Source organism: Dyella flava (genome assembly GCF_016904955.1).
Taxonomy (GTDB): Bacteria; Pseudomonadota; Gammaproteobacteria; order Xanthomonadales; family Rhodanobacteraceae; genus Dyella_B; species Dyella_B flava.
Genome location: NZ_JADIKE010000025.1, coordinates 42,820 through 58,008, shown reverse-complemented (window position 1 = coordinate 58,008; position 15,189 = coordinate 42,820). Strand labels below are relative to the sequence as shown.

11 protein-coding genes are annotated in these 15,189 nt (G+C 61.0%); 4 read left to right on the top strand and 7 right to left on the bottom strand.

What is annotated here, in order from left to right:
* Nucleotides 1–229: 229 nt before the first annotated feature.
* The 3 genes from ISP19_RS02530 to ISP19_RS02520 form a co-directional block, all read right to left on the bottom strand.
* Nucleotides 230–2,515, bottom strand: coding sequence for a S53 family peptidase (locus ISP19_RS02530; protein WP_204679414.1), 2,286 nt, complete (start codon nucleotides 2,513–2,515; stop codon nucleotides 230–232).
* Between the two features lie 576 nt (nucleotides 2,516–3,091).
* Nucleotides 3,092–4,846, bottom strand: a complete 1,755-nt coding sequence (locus ISP19_RS02525) for a GGDEF domain-containing protein (RefSeq protein WP_204679412.1) — start codon at nucleotides 4,844–4,846, stop codon at nucleotides 3,092–3,094.
* A 269-nt stretch (nucleotides 4,847–5,115) separates the two neighbouring features.
* Nucleotides 5,116–5,802, bottom strand: coding sequence for an aspartyl/asparaginyl beta-hydroxylase domain-containing protein (locus ISP19_RS02520; RefSeq protein WP_204679410.1), 687 nt, complete (start codon nucleotides 5,800–5,802; stop codon nucleotides 5,116–5,118).
* A gap of 417 nt (nucleotides 5,803–6,219) precedes the next feature.
* On the opposite strand from ISP19_RS02520, the gene ISP19_RS02515 reads away from it, so the two are divergent.
* On the top strand, nucleotides 6,220–6,957 hold the full coding sequence (locus ISP19_RS02515) for a class I SAM-dependent methyltransferase (protein ID WP_204679409.1): 738 nt from the start codon (nucleotides 6,220–6,222) through the stop codon (nucleotides 6,955–6,957).
* Nucleotides 6,958–6,970: 13 nt separating this feature from the next.
* Here the strand turns inward: ISP19_RS02515 and ISP19_RS02510 are convergent, their stop codons facing one another.
* Entirely contained in the window at nucleotides 6,971–8,137 is a 1,167-nt protein-coding gene (locus ISP19_RS02510; RefSeq protein WP_204679407.1) for a GGDEF domain-containing protein, read from the bottom strand.
* Between the two features lie 595 nt (nucleotides 8,138–8,732).
* Here ISP19_RS02510 and ISP19_RS02505 point away from each other — a divergent pair.
* On the top strand, nucleotides 8,733–8,891 hold the full coding sequence (locus ISP19_RS02505; RefSeq protein WP_204679405.1) for a hypothetical protein: 159 nt from the start codon (nucleotides 8,733–8,735) through the stop codon (nucleotides 8,889–8,891).
* A 42-nt stretch (nucleotides 8,892–8,933) separates the two neighbouring features.
* Here ISP19_RS02505 and ISP19_RS02500 read toward each other — a convergent pair whose 3' ends face one another.
* Nucleotides 8,934–10,808 (bottom strand): potassium transporter Kup, encoded by a 1,875-nt coding sequence (locus tag ISP19_RS02500; RefSeq protein WP_239556417.1) that lies wholly within the window; start codon nucleotides 10,806–10,808, stop codon nucleotides 8,934–8,936.
* A 201-nt stretch (nucleotides 10,809–11,009) separates the two neighbouring features.
* Between ISP19_RS02500 and ISP19_RS02495 the strand changes: the two genes are divergently transcribed.
* Nucleotides 11,010–11,528, top strand: coding sequence for a Dps family protein (locus tag ISP19_RS02495; RefSeq protein WP_204679403.1), 519 nt, complete (start codon nucleotides 11,010–11,012; stop codon nucleotides 11,526–11,528).
* Nucleotides 11,529–11,612: 84 nt separating this feature from the next.
* Here the strand turns inward: ISP19_RS02495 and ISP19_RS02490 are convergent, their stop codons facing one another.
* Nucleotides 11,613–12,467 carry a DoxX family protein gene (locus ISP19_RS02490; protein ID WP_204679401.1) on the bottom strand — a complete coding sequence of 285 codons (855 nt, stop codon included), beginning with the start codon at nucleotides 12,465–12,467 and terminating at the stop codon, nucleotides 11,613–11,615.
* 236 nt (nucleotides 12,468–12,703) lie between these two features.
* Here ISP19_RS02490 and bla point away from each other — a divergent pair, with 236 nt between their 5' ends.
* On the top strand, nucleotides 12,704–13,579 hold the full coding sequence (gene bla, locus ISP19_RS02485) for a class A beta-lactamase (protein ID WP_204679393.1): 876 nt from the start codon (nucleotides 12,704–12,706) through the stop codon (nucleotides 13,577–13,579).
* Nucleotides 13,580–13,648: 69 nt separating this feature from the next.
* Here bla and ISP19_RS02480 read toward each other — a convergent pair whose 3' ends face one another.
* On the bottom strand, nucleotides 13,649–15,181 hold the full coding sequence (locus ISP19_RS02480) for an FAD-dependent oxidoreductase (protein WP_204679391.1): 1,533 nt from the start codon (nucleotides 15,179–15,181) through the stop codon (nucleotides 13,649–13,651).
* Nucleotides 15,182–15,189 lie beyond the last annotated feature (8 nt).

The following is a 15,189-nucleotide window of genomic DNA, read 5'->3' as shown; positions in this document are numbered from 1 at the left end:
CTGAGGTGAGGGGGCAGCCTCGCGATGGATTTCAAAGGAACCATCGATGAAGCTCTGGATCTTCACGCAACCGCAGCCCCTCACCCCAACCCCCGGATCACGTCCGGGGCAGGCTCTCTCCCCAACGGGGAGAGGGGGAAAAGCAGGGCGGCGCTTAACCGACCCAGCCACAAAAAAACCCTGGCGACGAATGTCGCCAGGGGTGCGAAAGCTCATGCTCTCAATGTGATTACGGCAGGGCGTTGAACTTCTTCCAGGCCGCCAACAGGTTCGTGGCATTCACCGAACCCAGGCCGTTGGCAAAACTCCAACCGGCTGTGGACGGGAAGGCCGCGGTATTGCTGTTGTATTTGGTCGTGCTGGTCGAGGTCAGGCCCACCTGGGTCGGCCCATAAGCCTGCTGGAAGTCCGCGATCGTGCCGTAGAAATAGCAATCCGGCGTGACTTCACCTTGAAGCTGGATGCACTGGGTGGAATTGCCGCCTTCAGTAATGTTGTAGAACACGCACTTGCTGGTGCCCTTGGTGCCGTTATTCGAATTGCAATCACTCAGCGTGGGCGGCTGGGAACCGGTTGGGCCGCCGTACTCATTGCGCGCCAGCTCATACAAAGTCGGCGCGGCGTTGCCCTGGTCGACGGGACCGCCTGCCTGCTTCACACCTTGATCGATCAAGGCCTGGATGCCGGCAAACATCGGCGAAGACAGTGATGTACCGGCGACCAGTTCTACTGGCGAGGTGAAGTTGGGTGTGCACGGATTCGCGCCCGTGCAGAGAATCACCCACGAGTACCCGCCGTACGAACCACCGAACAGCGACACATCCGGCAGGTCGCGCGACTGGTCTTTGGCCGCGCCATACACGATGCGCTGCCAGGCCGGCTTGCTGTCCACCGACGAAGGACCACCGCTGCCGCTTTCCGACGTCACATAAAAGCCGTACGGATCGTAGATCAGCGCGTTCTTGCAGAATTGCAGGGCGGTCAAGCCCACCAGCTTCTGCGCCGCCACGGTATTGCCGCAGGAAGTGTTCCAGGTGATTTCCGGCACATACGATTTCGCCGTGCCGTAGACCGCGTTCGGCGTGCTGTTGAAGTACTTGCTGGTCGTGCCGTCGAGAATGTCGGCGGTATCCGATCCGCCCACGACGGTATCGTTCGGCGAGGTGCCGAACGAGTTGGCGTCAATGCCGGCACCGTTGATGATGCTTCCATTGAAACTCGGATTGGAGCCGGAGTCGCCGGCCGATACGAACACCGAGATACCTTCCGCATCACCCTGTGCCCACATGATGTCGATCGCCGCCTTGCTGGCGGCATCGGTCATGCCTTCGGCCCAGCCATAACTGGCGCTGATCACATTCGGACGGCCGGCGGCATTGGTGTTGTTGATCAGATTGTCCGCCGCCAGATAGACCCCGCCGAAGAAGTTGCTGGAGTCAGAATCCGAACAGGTGGAGACCCAGATATGGGCGCCTGGCGCGATTGCCGTGGAGTACTCCGAATCCAGGACCGTCTCGATGCTTTCGCCATCAGGGTTGGCACCGCCTGGATCGGTGCAGTTGCCGGTGGACGGCGTCAACTGCGGCTGGAACTGTTTGAAGGTGCCACCGTAGCCGCCGAGCCCGAACTGGCTGACGAAGTTCGGCCAGTCCGTCACGTCCATATCCTGGTCTTCCACTACCGCAATGACGATGCCCGTACCGGTAAGGCCGCTGGTATACAGCGGGCTGACGCTGTAGATCGTCTGCATGTCATACGGCGCAAAGCCGCGCACACCGTAGTTGGGGAAGTTCACCGCCTGAGCGCCGGGCCTGACCGTGGAAGACGATTGGAGTTTGAAGCTGTGCTTGGAGCTGTCGTATTGCGCCACTTGTGGCGGCACGTGCAAGGGTTGCGGGCGGAAGTCGTTAAGGCCGGCTACGCCGATGACCACCGCCTGCAGCGCCGAGGGAACACTGATGTCGGTGGCGTTGGCGATATGGTCGACATGACTGACGATGTAGTGGTTCTCCTGCGTATGGAACGCCTGGCGAACGAGGCCCGCGGTACCACTGAAATCAATCTGCGACTTGTTCGGATAGACCGCATTGACCGTAAAGCCCTGCGAAGTCAGCCACGACTTCACGGCATTGATGTCCGCATCCGCCACGCCAAAGGTGCTGCCGAATTCTTCGGGTGTGATCCATTGTTGATATTTGGCGGAAGATGGATCGTGCTGCGCGGTGATCAACGACTCCAGGGCCGATGAGCGCAGGGCGCTGCGTTGCAGGATCAGCTGCATATGGTTCATAGGCATCGCGTCGTCGACGGCGCCAGCCAGGGTTGCATGGGCAATAAGTGAAAGATGGGTGTTGCTCAGCGTGGATACGACGCTGTTATCGACAGTTTGCGTGACACGCGGCGCCTCGGTGGTGTCGATACCCGACAGCGCAGCATTTGAAGCCAGGGCCATCGAAGGCAACGTCGCAAGCGCCGCAGCGATCGATACGCCAATCATCACATGCTCGGTTTTCACGTCTTTTCTCCCTAACGTCTAGATGAAAAAAGCGAGTCCCCCTGTGATGGATTTATTGCCAGCCGCCAATGGATTCGTCGACATTACCCCGCTAGATACAAGGACTGGTGAGTCATCGGACCGCCGTGTGGGCCCGACGCAGCCACGCAGGCTGCGGTCGCGCTGACTGGTTTCAACTCCCGCCAAGACTCCCGGCCGGACGCCGGGATTACTGATGTTGCTCCCGCCCCGTTTGGACGTCCAGTGCTTCACAGCAACTTGGGTGTTACATCTGATTTACACATGATGAAGCCGCCGCAACGGCGTTCTTTCAGTTATGTCAACGCAGCTTAGTTGATTGTTTAGCAGGTGTGAAAATAGATGCGAGGCGCAAGGTTCATGCCGAGCTTGGCAAGTAAATGTGCGAGGTGCCGCAGATCTTGATGCAGGTTTGAGACCCTGCACGCGTGTCGTGAACCTTTCATCGACGATGGCCTTCATCGCAGTGTCGAAGATACGGCGAGTGAATAACGCTCTTCATTTCCATCGCGATACCGCATACATCTTCTGGCGAGGCGCAACCCCACGGGTCAGGCTTTACCCGCTGTATTGCACATCGGAGACACGGGGCGCCGATACCAGCTGGTTACGCCCCTGTGCTTTGGCCCGGTACAGCGCGGTATCGGCGGCGTTGAGAAGATCGAGCCAGGTAAAGATGAGGGCATCGCCCTTGGCCACGCCGAAGCTCGCGGTGACACCCAGCCGCAAGGAGTTGTGCACGGTGAATTCATCGCCCGCGATGGCATGCCTGACGTCTTCCGCCAGCAGGCACAGTGCTTTCATCGACAGGCCGGTGGTAAGGATGGCGAACTCCTCGCCACCATAGCGAAACGCCATGTGCGGCGCGGCGACCGAACGCATGATGCGACTGGCCACCTCACGCAGCACCAGGTCGCCGACGATATGGCCGTGCTCATCATTGATCGGCTTGAAGTAATCCACATCGATCAGGATCAGGCCGCGGTCTTTGGAAAGCCGTACCGGCTCAGCCGACAGATCGCCGGTGATTTCCTCCAGCGCATGACGATTCAACAGACCCGTCAGCGCATCCGTATGCGCCTGCCGGCGCAGCGCCTTGCTGAGTTCGTCACGTTCGATCGCCAGCTGCATGCTGTTGAGGTGATGCCTTCTCAAGGTATCGATCGCCTCGTGCAGGGCGCGCACCTCCGCGCTGTTGCCGGCGCGCGGCGCTGGCCGCAGGTCGCCGTGCGCAAGATTGATGATTTCCTGCCGGGCCAGCAGCAGCGGGCGGATCACAAAGCTTTGCGCCGCGCGCAGCACGACCAGCAGAAAAAGATAAAACGCCAGCAGGTAGGCGCCGATCATCAGCATGTGACGGCGATTGTCGTTTTTGACCTGGGCCAGCTGGTCGATGGCACGCTGAATGAACTGGTCTTCGAGTTTTTCCAGCGCCATCAGGTCGGGCATGGTCTGGCTGGTGAAAGCGGCGGCGCTCATGCCGTAGTCGGAACCGGAACGCGCCATCAGGCTGTCGATCAGCGGCAGCGTGTGGCCGAAAAAGTCGTGCTCCACCTGCGCGCGCATGCTATCGATACTGCCGGCCCGTCGATCGCTGGGGTCGAGGCGTTCGGGTAGCAGGCGATGCAGCTCATCGATATGCCCGCGCAGCAGATCGATCACCAAGTGTCGTGACGGATCGATCGGCTCCGACGCCGATAGCGGAACGAGCAGCATGGAATCGATGCGCCCGCCGTATTCACGCAGATCGCTGAGGATGCGCGCCATCTGCATGATGCGGGCCTGGTCCGGGGCGTCTTGCACGGTGTCGGCGAAGAAGTCGCCGATCAGCGGATCCAGTTGCTTGCGTGCCAGGACCATTTTATTGATGGCGTCCTGCAGATCCTGGGATGAACGGGTGGCCGGGGCATGCTGAAGCAGCTGGTCGATGGCGGTGCGGCCTTTTGCAAGCGACTTCCTGGCACGCGACAATTTGTCCCGATCCGGACTGGCCGGCGGCTGTGCCGCGAGCATGTGTTCCAGCTGATCGAGCGCATCATCGGTGCGATGGCGCGCATCGGCCATCTGTATCGCGGTCGACGCGTACACGGGCCCGGCATCCTGATCCAGGCTGAGCAGGATGTTGGAAGGCGAGCGCTCGGCGGACATCGCGTTACCGGCTTTCAGCACCAGGTTGTATGAGGCCAGTGTCTGCAGGTCTCGCGTACTTTGCCGGTAGGCGTTTGCATAGCCCTGGAAGACGTAGCCGGATATGCCCGCAGCCACCGCCAGCAATAGCGTTGCGCCTACCCTGAGCTGTGCTTGAAGCTGCATCAATATCGTTCCGGACCGCCGCCTGATGGATCGATCATCCAGTTTGCCGAGGGTGGCATGGCCGCCCGCGGGGCAAGCCGTGGCGGCCCTCCGATCGTCGCCGGAGGCTGGCTGAGGGATCACTGACTCTCGCCGTCCCGGTCGAATGGACGGCGAGCCAACAAGATATATCGGCAAATGGGTGGAAAACCCAAGGCCCGTTTGTCCTGCCGCGTGGCTTTGGCTGGAGTCGTTCAGGCTGGGGTATGCGGCGGGCGAAGGCGCATGTCTCAGGCGACACCGCGCAAACGGGCGACCATGCCGACCGAGGCGATCAGCGCGCCCGAGAGCACGCGCATATCCATCGGCATGTGGCGCCGCCGCACATCCAGCAGCAAGGCCACGCGCATCTCGTCGCTGTGGTTCCAGACTTCGTGGGGATACGTGTCGTCCCACAGCAAGTGCTGGCCGTCGCCAATGCGGTGCTCGTCATCATTGAGCGACAGCACGGCGGCAGGCCGCCCATCAGCATCAACCGGTACCGACAGGCCCAGCTGAAAACGCAGCACACCGCGGAACGGGCCGCGGTGCCGTGGAATGTGTTTGCGCGGAGCCAGAAACGACAAGCTCGCCGACAGCACATCCGGTGACAAGGTCAGGGCTTGCGCCAGCGTAGGGCAGGCCGCCATGTTCTTGTCGACCTCGGCGCCATACACCTTCAGGATGAAAAGCCGCCAATCCTTGCCATCGTTCGCGGAGATCGGCGCCTGCGCGGGCATGATTTCATGAAAGCGCGGTATGGCATGCATGCGTTCAGCCGCGATGGCCAGCGCCTCCTCGCGAATCGTCGACCAGGCGTCCGCAAACTTGCCGGCGCCGGGAAAATAGGTGCCGGTGTCCAGTACCGGTGGGGTGTTGATGCGTGCGTCGTAGATGCGGCGCACGGCATTGGCTGACAGGTCGTACAACAGGCTCATGCGTAATGCTGCCTTGTCGCAAGTGTGTCCGAAGGCTGGTGGCCGCCGCTTCGATACTACGATGTACCGCCCGATTTGAAGGCTGCCACAAGCCCCGCCCGGTAGTGAAGACGCTTATGGACCAAACGAGTCAGTTTGGGGAGCGTTGACCGGCGCGGCCGCTGCGACTTATGGCCGCGTGGACGTCGTTCATGCCTCGGCCGCCAGCCTGCTCACGCGCAGGCACGCCAAGGGGTAAAGGCATATGCCAGCTTTATGTAAGGACGGAAATGCACAGCTTTGCTCGGCGGGCCGCTGTCCCGCAGCCCTTATCTGTTCTGTAGATCGAGCTTGACGGAAAGCAGCGTGATGTCATGACAAACATCACTTAACGGCGCCGGTCGTGCCGATCAGCATGATGCTCCAAGGAGGGGTGTCATGAAACAGTTATTTCCGTACGGTCTGGATGCGCCGCCGGTCGTGCGCAATCTCGCGTTGTGTTCCATCGCCTGCTGGGTGTTGTTTGCCTTGAGCTTCACTACCTGGCTGCCGATCACCATCAAGGGTACGCAATGGATCGGCGTGGTATTTGCCGTCGGTGCCGTTTCGATGATGTGGACGAGCCGCTACGGCAAGGTGCGTCGGCGCGAACAGCTGCTGGATCGACTGAGCTGGCGCGGCAACGAGCATGTGCTCGATATCGGCTGTGGCCGGGGCCTGTTCGCCGTTGCGGCGGCGCGTCGTGCAACGCAGGGACACGTCACCGGCGTCGATATCTGGCAGAGCGAGGATCTCAGTGGCAATGGTCCGGATGCCGTGGCCATCAACGCGCAACGTGAAGGCGTCGCTGCGCGGGTCGATACGCGGACCGCCGATATGCGCCAGCTACCGTTTGCCGATCAGACGATCGATATCGTGGTGTCGTCCACCGCCATCCACAACATCTACCAGCGCGAAGGCCGCGATCAGGCGATCGACGAAATCGTGCGTGTATTGCGCCCGGGCGGCCAGGTACTTATCGACGACATTCGCCATCTGCCGCAGTATGCTGCGCGGCTGCGCGCCGCCGGGTTCCCGTTCACGCTGACACGTGGCATCGGCAGTTGGTTCTGGCGTCTGGTGAGCTTCGGCACGCTGGCGCCGGGCACCCTGGTCGCAAGCAAGCCGACGCGTTAGCACCTGCCGCAGATCAATGCGCCGAGATCATCACGCAGTTGCGCCCCGCGCGCTTCGCTTCGTAGAGCGCCATATCGGCCCTGCGCCTGGCCGCCATCATGTCGGGCTCACCGTCATCGGCAATGGCGGCGCCAATGGAGACCGTAAGCCCATAACGCTCGCCCGCGATGTAAAACGAAGTGCGCTCGACCGCCGCACGGATACGCTCGGCCAAGGTCATCAGATCGCCTGCGTTGACGGACGGCGACAGCACCAGAAATTCCTCGCCGCCGACACGCCCGACCAAATCGCCGGCGCGCAATACGCGCCGAATATTCGAGACCAATTCAAGCAGCACGCGATCACCATCGTCGTGACCAAAGCGGTCGTTGATGCTCTTGAAATGATCAGCATCGATCAACAACACGCCGACCGGTTCGTGTTTCCGGCGGGCGCGCGCCAGCAAGGTTTCCGATGCCTCCAGCAAGCCAAGCCGGTTGATCACGCCCGTAAGCGGATCGATCCGCGCCAGATTATGCAGCTCGCGCTGCAGAATCTCGTTATAGAGCAACAGAAAGCCGACGCTGCCCAGCAAGGGTGCAATCCCGAACAGCAACACATAAAGGGTGTTGACCTGCCCGGGCGCGCTGATGCTGTGCGGCGGTGTAGCAAGCGTCCACAGTGACACATTGCGCCAGACCAGCAGCACGATACTCAGCACATAGGTCCACAGCAAAAGGCACTGAGCGCGAGTCTCTTTCTTGCGGCAACCACCCCGCAGCGCGGAAATATTGAGTGCGCTATTGCAGGCAAGAAAGAACGATCCCCACAGCACCCGCAGTTCATAATCGGGGTGGGCCGTGCTCAGATAAGTCACCACTAGCCATGCTGCGGCGCCGAGCAGTGTCGCCTCGCGCCAGCGCAGATTGCGTTGCAGCACCATCCGCAGTGCAATGATCGTTACCGCCTGTGCGGCGAGATTGAGGCTATTGCCCACCAGCACCACGGTGAGCGGCGACATCTTCGAAGCGAGCAACAGGGTCAGGTCCCCACCCGCCTCCAGCAGCAGGGCGACCGCGCGCAGGCGCAATCCGTTGATGGCATGCATGCTTCCGCCGTGCGTGCCGAACCACAGGATCAGCGCAAGCACCAAAGCCTGGCAGCCATTGATAAGCGATAGTGTCTCGACGTTTAACTGCATCGTGAGATCCGTCACGGAAGACCTTCAACTGAGCTCTTTGCGTAGTTGCGTGTCGCGGAAGTGCTTGTTGAAGCGTGTTGATCCGACGCCCTTCAACACCTGTCGGTTCTTGATGCCGTCAACATCTATTGCTGATTCCCCCGGTACACGCGAGTGCTTGAACGATTCGGCCTGCCGTGTCACCCGTGCGTTTCATTCCTGAGTGACCGTGCATGCCTGCTTGAGGGAGGGCAGGCAAGGAGCGTGCCACGCTTGGCGAAGGCGGATTTCAAACAGACGTCCAAACGTTAAACGGCGTGCGGACGTCATCCAGCGAATGCCTGGCTGTGCGTGGTGTCGTGCTGCTGAAATGTAGACAGATACCCGGCATTCGCTGCTCGAAAACGCAGCGGTTTTCAGCTGTGGCAGGCGTGAGGCGACCTGGTTGGGCGAGGCAGCCGTGCCGCGTTTGCACCGTGATGCCGCAAGAACATACGCGATGGATCGCCGACCGAAACACGCGGCTTGTCACGCTGCGCGTCACTTTTTCCCTGATTTGTCCGCACACGATTATTAATGAGAATGATTCGTAGTAATCTTATTTAACCGCAGCAACATGCCGAAGTTCGACATGATGAACCCGTTCGTCACGCATATCGGCGGCGGCGTGTTTGTCTGTCCGCCGGGCGTGAGGCAGGGTGGTTTATTGGGCAGCCGTTGTTTGAGATGGCGCGATCATTCCGGCTTCGGCCGAAATGAGGACGAAGTGACATGAAGCTTGTGGGCTAGCTGCGGGTGGTGGTATCCCACAGTCCATTCAAATCGAAACCTGCCGCCCGATATCCACCACCTGCTCGGCGGGAATGCGCAGGTAATCGGTCATGCGCGAACAGTTGCGCAGCATGATCGTGAAGATCGAGCGTATCCAGTGCGGCAAACGTTGCGGCCCTTCCCGTCCCACGATCTTTTCCATGCCGACGAAATAGGTCAGCTGCGTCGGATCAATCGGGCAACCGTGAGTGGCAATCTGCGCCATCAATGCCGGCATATCCGGTCGCTCCATGAAACCGTAGCGTGCGGTGATTGCCCAGTAATTCGGCTGGATTTCCGCCAAGGCCAGGCGATCCCGGCGCGCGATGTAGGGTACGGATGCAATATCCAGCGTCACTGCCAGCACGCGCTTGTGCAACGCCATGGTGTGCTTGACGTACAACTGCATCACCGCGGGCGTGGTGGCCTTGGCGCGGGTGAGAAACACCGCCGTGCCCGGCACGCGTGCAACGCAGCTTCGGGTGAGCTCGTCGAGAAAGGCGTCGACCGGAATCGGATCCTCGCCCAGGCGCGCACCCAGCGCCACGAGCCCTCGATGCCAGATATACATCACCAGATACACCAGGATGGCCAGCATCAGTGGCACGTAACCGCCGTCGAGCAGCTTGGTCATGTTCGAGGCGAAAAACGAGAGATCGACCACGAAGAACAGGCCGGCTACCACGATGCTTGCCGCCAGGTGCCACTTCCAGATCTCGCGCATGGCGATAAACAGCAGCACGGTCGTCATCAACATGGTGGCTGATACCGCGATGCCATAGGCCGACGCCAGGTTGTCGGATTTCCTGAAACCCAGGGCCAGGCCGATCGTCACCAGCATCAACAGCCAGTTCACCGCGCCCACGTAGATCTGTCCGTAGCCTTCCTCGGAGGTTTGCGACACCTTCAGGCGCGGCATCCATCCCAACTGGATCGCCTGCCGCGTCATCGAGAACGCACCGGTGATGATCGACTGGCTGGCGATGATGGTGGCCATGGTGGCAAGGACGATCAGCGGTACGGTCAGCGCTGCCGGGCACAGGCGATAGAAAATATTGCCCGCGGTCGGCGCGCCGGCCAGCACGATCGCCCCTTGGCCGGCGTAATTGAGCACCAGGCTCGGAAAAACCAGGCCGGACCAGGCCAGCTTGATCGGGCCGGCGCCGAAATGCCCCATGTCGGCATACAGCGCCTCCGCGCCGGTGACGCAGAGAAACACGCCACCCAGCACCAGGAAGCCGCCGCCGCCGCTATGCAGCAGATACGCCAGACCGTAGTAGGGATTGAGCGCCCACAAAATAGCCGGATGTTTCGCGATGCCCCAGATGCCGAGCACGGCCATGGTGATGAACCACAGCGCCATGATCGGCCCGAACGCGCGCCCGATCCGGGCCGTACCCGCTGGCTGAAAGGCAAACAGCGCCAGCAGGATCAACGCGGTCAGCGGCAACACATAGTGTTGTAGCGAGGGCTCCACGATATTCAGGCCTTCCAGTGCCGAAAGCACGGAAATCGCCGGGGTAATCGCGCCGTCGCCGTAAATCAGCGCCGCGCCGAACAGGCCCGCCGCGACGATCATCGGGCGCTTGTGCCGCTTCACGCCCAGCAACGCCATCAGGGCGAGGATGCCGCCCTCACCGTCGTTGTCGATGCGCATGGCAAAGCCGGCGTATTTGATCGTGGTCACCACGATCAGCGTCCAGATCAGCAGGGAAATCACGCCGTAGATGGTGTGCGGATTGTCGCCGCCCGTCATATCCAGCACGGTCTTGAAGGTATACAGCGGACTGGTGCCGATATCGCCGAAGACCACCCCCAGCGCGCCCACACCCGCGAGGAGCATGGCGGGTTTCTTAAGCGGGATGGCAGCGGCTTCTGACATAGAACGTCGGCACCTTTCGCGGCGTAGGCTGGCAGTCTAACCACGAAAGATGACACTGACGACGATTCATGCCGGTAGGCGCTGGAAATCCGGCCCGATCCGCGGCAAAGCAGTTGCTGTCATATCGATGCTGGCCTAAGGTCACAAAGCTGCGTCAGCATCTCCTTTGAACGACCCCCACCCGAAATGAAAGGAACTGCCATGGCCAAGACAGACAAAGCCAAGCAACAGCGTAAAGCCCCCCTGAAAACGCCCAGTTCACTTGGCGAGGATGCACGGCGCGATATCTCCGCTGAACTCAATGCGCTGCTGGCGGATATCTTCGCGCTGTACCTGAAGACCAAGAACTTCCATTGGCATATGACGGGGCCGCACTTCAGGGACTACCACCTGATGCTGGATGAGCAATCCGACGAAATCTACGCGACCACCGATCCGATCGCCGAACGCGTGCGCAAGCTGGGCGGAACCACGCTGCGTTCCATCGGGCAGATCTCCAAGCAGCAGCGTCTTTCCGATAACGATGCGGATTTCGTCACGCCGCAGGACATGCTCGCCGAGCTGCGCGAGGACAATGCGCGAGTGGCCGAGTACATGCGCAAGACGCATGCGCTGTGTGACGAATACAACGATGTGGCGACCGCCAGCCTGCTGGAAAACTGGATCGATGAAGCGGAACGGCGGGTGTGGTTCCTGTTTGAAACCGGACGTTCGGTGTAACACCGACCGCTTTTTTTCTCCCTCTCCCCTCCGGGGAGAGGGTTGGGGTGAGGGGCTGCGCTTGCGGAAATATTCAGAACCTCGTCAATGTTTCTTTGATAGTTCATCGCGAGGTTGGCCCCTCACCTCAGTCCTCTCCCCGGAGGGGAGAGGAGGAAAAGCGCGCTGTGTTGCATACCCGATACCACGATACGACTCAGCAGCCACCCACCCCGCCGCCGTAATCACCGCCGACATCCACAACGCCGTCCAATCGAACCGTTGCGCCGGATTGGCGGCCACGGCGGGAATCCACACCAGCACCGTAAAAATTCCCATCATCAAGGTCTCAAGCACCGCCGCCAGACGCGGTATCACCGACAGCAAAATCGCCAGCCCCGCCGCGATGTGCGCAGCACCGGTGAAATAAGCCCAGCCCAGACGACCGGGCAACCACGCAGGCACCAGATTCACCGTGTCGGATGCGTAGATAAAATGTTCAAGACCAATCAACGGCACGCCCACGGCGAATAGCATCCGCGCGCGGCGGATCGCCTTCGCGCCGACCAGTGATGGAAAGTACAGACGGCTGCCGGGCGTCGCCGAAGACGCATAAAGAATCCAGCTCGCACTCACCAGCGTCATGATCTCACCGCTCGCTCCCCAGTTGCCCTCCACCAAGGGTTGGGCGATGACATGCGGAATATGCAGCGCGAGCAGCCACACCAGCGTGTAAAGGCAGGCGACGAAAGACGCCGGCACCAGCGTCCGCCGTGTCAGCAATCCCACACTCATCGCACACAAAATGATGCCGGATACGTACGCCAGCAACGCTCTGCCGGGAACACCTGCAGGCACCGGCTGCCAGACGAGCGCAAAGTCGTCCGAATACAGACCAAACACACCAAGCGCCAACAACGACAACGCAAACAACAGTCGACCCATACCGGTGATGCGCATATGCCATGCTCCGTTTGCGACGATTGAGGGAAATGCCAAACCGTATTCACGTCATCCACACAGCTGCTTGGCAAGAGCCAATTAAGCCGCGTGTCTTGATACCAAAAGCGCGGCCGGCGAAGGGGGCTCTCATCGCAGCCATGGTTTTGCCCCAACTTCAACCGCGTGAAGCCCGCATCCTTGACTAGGATGCAACGATCGCGCACGACGCGCATGACACCCCTGAAGGAGACCCCGTGGATCGTCGAACCCTCTTGAAAGGCGCCGTAATCGGCACATCGGCCGCCGTACTATGGCGTCCCTCTTTACTGCGGGCTGCCGAGGCAAGCGGCGTGAAAGCCGAACTCGCGGCACTGGAAAACCAGCATGGCGGCCGCCTCGGTGTCGCCATGCTGGACACCGGCAGTGGAAAACGCGCGGGTTATCGCGATGACGAACGCTTTCTGATGTGCAGCACCTTCAAGTTGCTGCTGGCCGCGGCGGTGCTCGCCCGCGTCGATCGTGGCCAGGAACAGCTCGATCAACGCCTGGTATTCGGCAAGGACGCCCTGCTGGAATACGCACCGGTCACCAGCAAGCGCGCAGGGGCGCCGGGCATGACCATCGCCGAGCTTTGCCAGGCCGCTGTAGCACTCAGCGACAACACCGCGGCGAACGTGTTGCTTGCTCACCTGGGCGGCCCTTCCGCCGCCGTCACCGCGTTTGCACGGCAGCTGGGAGATTCGATCACCCGCCTGGATCACAACGAACCCGAACTCAACCGCCCCAGCGCGGATCCTGCAAGCGATACCACCACGCTCAACGCCATGCTGGCGGATCTGCAAAAGCTGACGCTTGGTCACGCACTATCCGATGCATCACGCAAACAATTGCTTGAGTGGATGCGGCAAACCAGCACCGGCATGAAGCTGCTGCGTGCGGGCGTGCCCTCCGACTGGCAGGTTGGCGAGAAAACCGGCATGGGTACCACGCAACGTAACGACGTCGTCATCATGTGGCCGCCGAATCGCCAGCCATTGCTGGTCACGGCGTATTACGTCAATGCGCAAATGGATGATGATCAGCGGGCGGCGGTGTTGGCGGCGGTGGGACGGATCATCGCCACCATTTAAATGCCTTGATCCGGATATCTATGGACGAGTCCAGCTTCCGTCGCACACGTGGGGGGAGCGGGATTCGCTTTAATGCGCCGGCATCAACGGCTTCAGCTGGCGCGAAACAAAATAGCGATCCAGTGTTTCCCACATGCCGGCCGGATCGATCAGCGCAATATACGTATCCGGCCGAAGCAGGTAGAGCACATTCTGGGTAAGCCCGGCCGCTTCGTATTCGGCTTGCCAGTCGAACACCTGCAGTGGCAAACCCAGGCTCTTGCAGCAGTCGACCAGTTCCTGCCGGGCGGTGCCGTAGACGTGCACCTGCCAGTTCATCAGCGTGAGGCTGCCGAAGTTGTCTTCATAACCGGCAACGGCCCAGGGCAGCCGGTCGCCGCCATGCACATGACCGGCCGAGCCCTGGCTGAGCGGACCGCCGCGATAGCTCACGGTGAGCTGCGACACCGTGCGAAACAGGAATTCGCGTGCCACGTCGACACGGGCCACCTTGGGCAGCAGCAGGGGCGTGATGCGCGTGCGCATGATATCGGCGATGCGTCCTTCCGCGGTGACAAAGCTGAAGACGCGATCGGTGGTGGACACCAGTCGGCGCGCGAAGCCGATGCGTTCGGCCTCGTAACTGTCGAGCAGGCTTTCCGGCGCGCAGCCGGTCAGCACACTGGCGAATTTCCACGCCAGATTGATCGCATCGCCGATGCCGGTATTCATGCCCTGGCCGCCGGCGGGACTATGGATATGCGCCGCATCGCCAAGCAGGAAGGCGCGGCCCATGCGGAAATGCTCGGCCACGCGATGGTGCACGTGATAGGTGGAAAACCAGTGCACCGTATCGACCTGCACCTTCAAATGCTTGATCGCACGCTCGCTGACATCCTCGAACTTCAGGTCTTCGGCGTGCTCGGCGCGTTCGTCGCGCACGGTGCCGATCAGTCGCGCGCGACCCGTTCCAGCCAGGGGAAACACCGCCAGGAAATCGGCTTCGTCCAGGTCGATATGCAATTCGCCGTCCAGCGATGGTCCTGCTGCCTGGACATCGGCCACATAGAACACCTGCCGATACGTGCCGCCGGGAAAGCCCATGCCGATCGTTTCACGCACCAGCGAGCGCGCGCCATCGCAGCCGGCGATATAGCTCGCTTCCCAGTTTTGTTCGTGGCCATCGGGGCCGCGCAAACGCGCCAGTACATGCCCGTCTTGCTCACTGAAGCCGGTCAGTTCGGTTTGACGTTGAACGGTAATACCTAGCCTTTCCAGGCGATCGATCAGCAGCCGCTCATGCCGATCCTGGGGAAATGCCTGCATGAACGGATACGGCGTCAGATCCGCGCCGATTGCCTCGATCGGCAGACGCGCCGCCCGTTCACCCTTCACCCAGAGATTGACCGCCGGTATTTGATGGCCGCCTTCGATCACCGCATCGGTCAGATCGAGCTGCCGATAGAGCTCCAGCGTTCTGGCCTGAACCGCCAGTGCGCGCGAGCTGGTGCCGGGCTCGGCGGCCTTGTCGACGATATGAACCTTGATGCCGAGCCGGGTCAGCCACAACGCCAGTACCAGGCCGGTGGGACCTGCACCGACGATCAGGACATCGCTGCGCATGGCGGCTA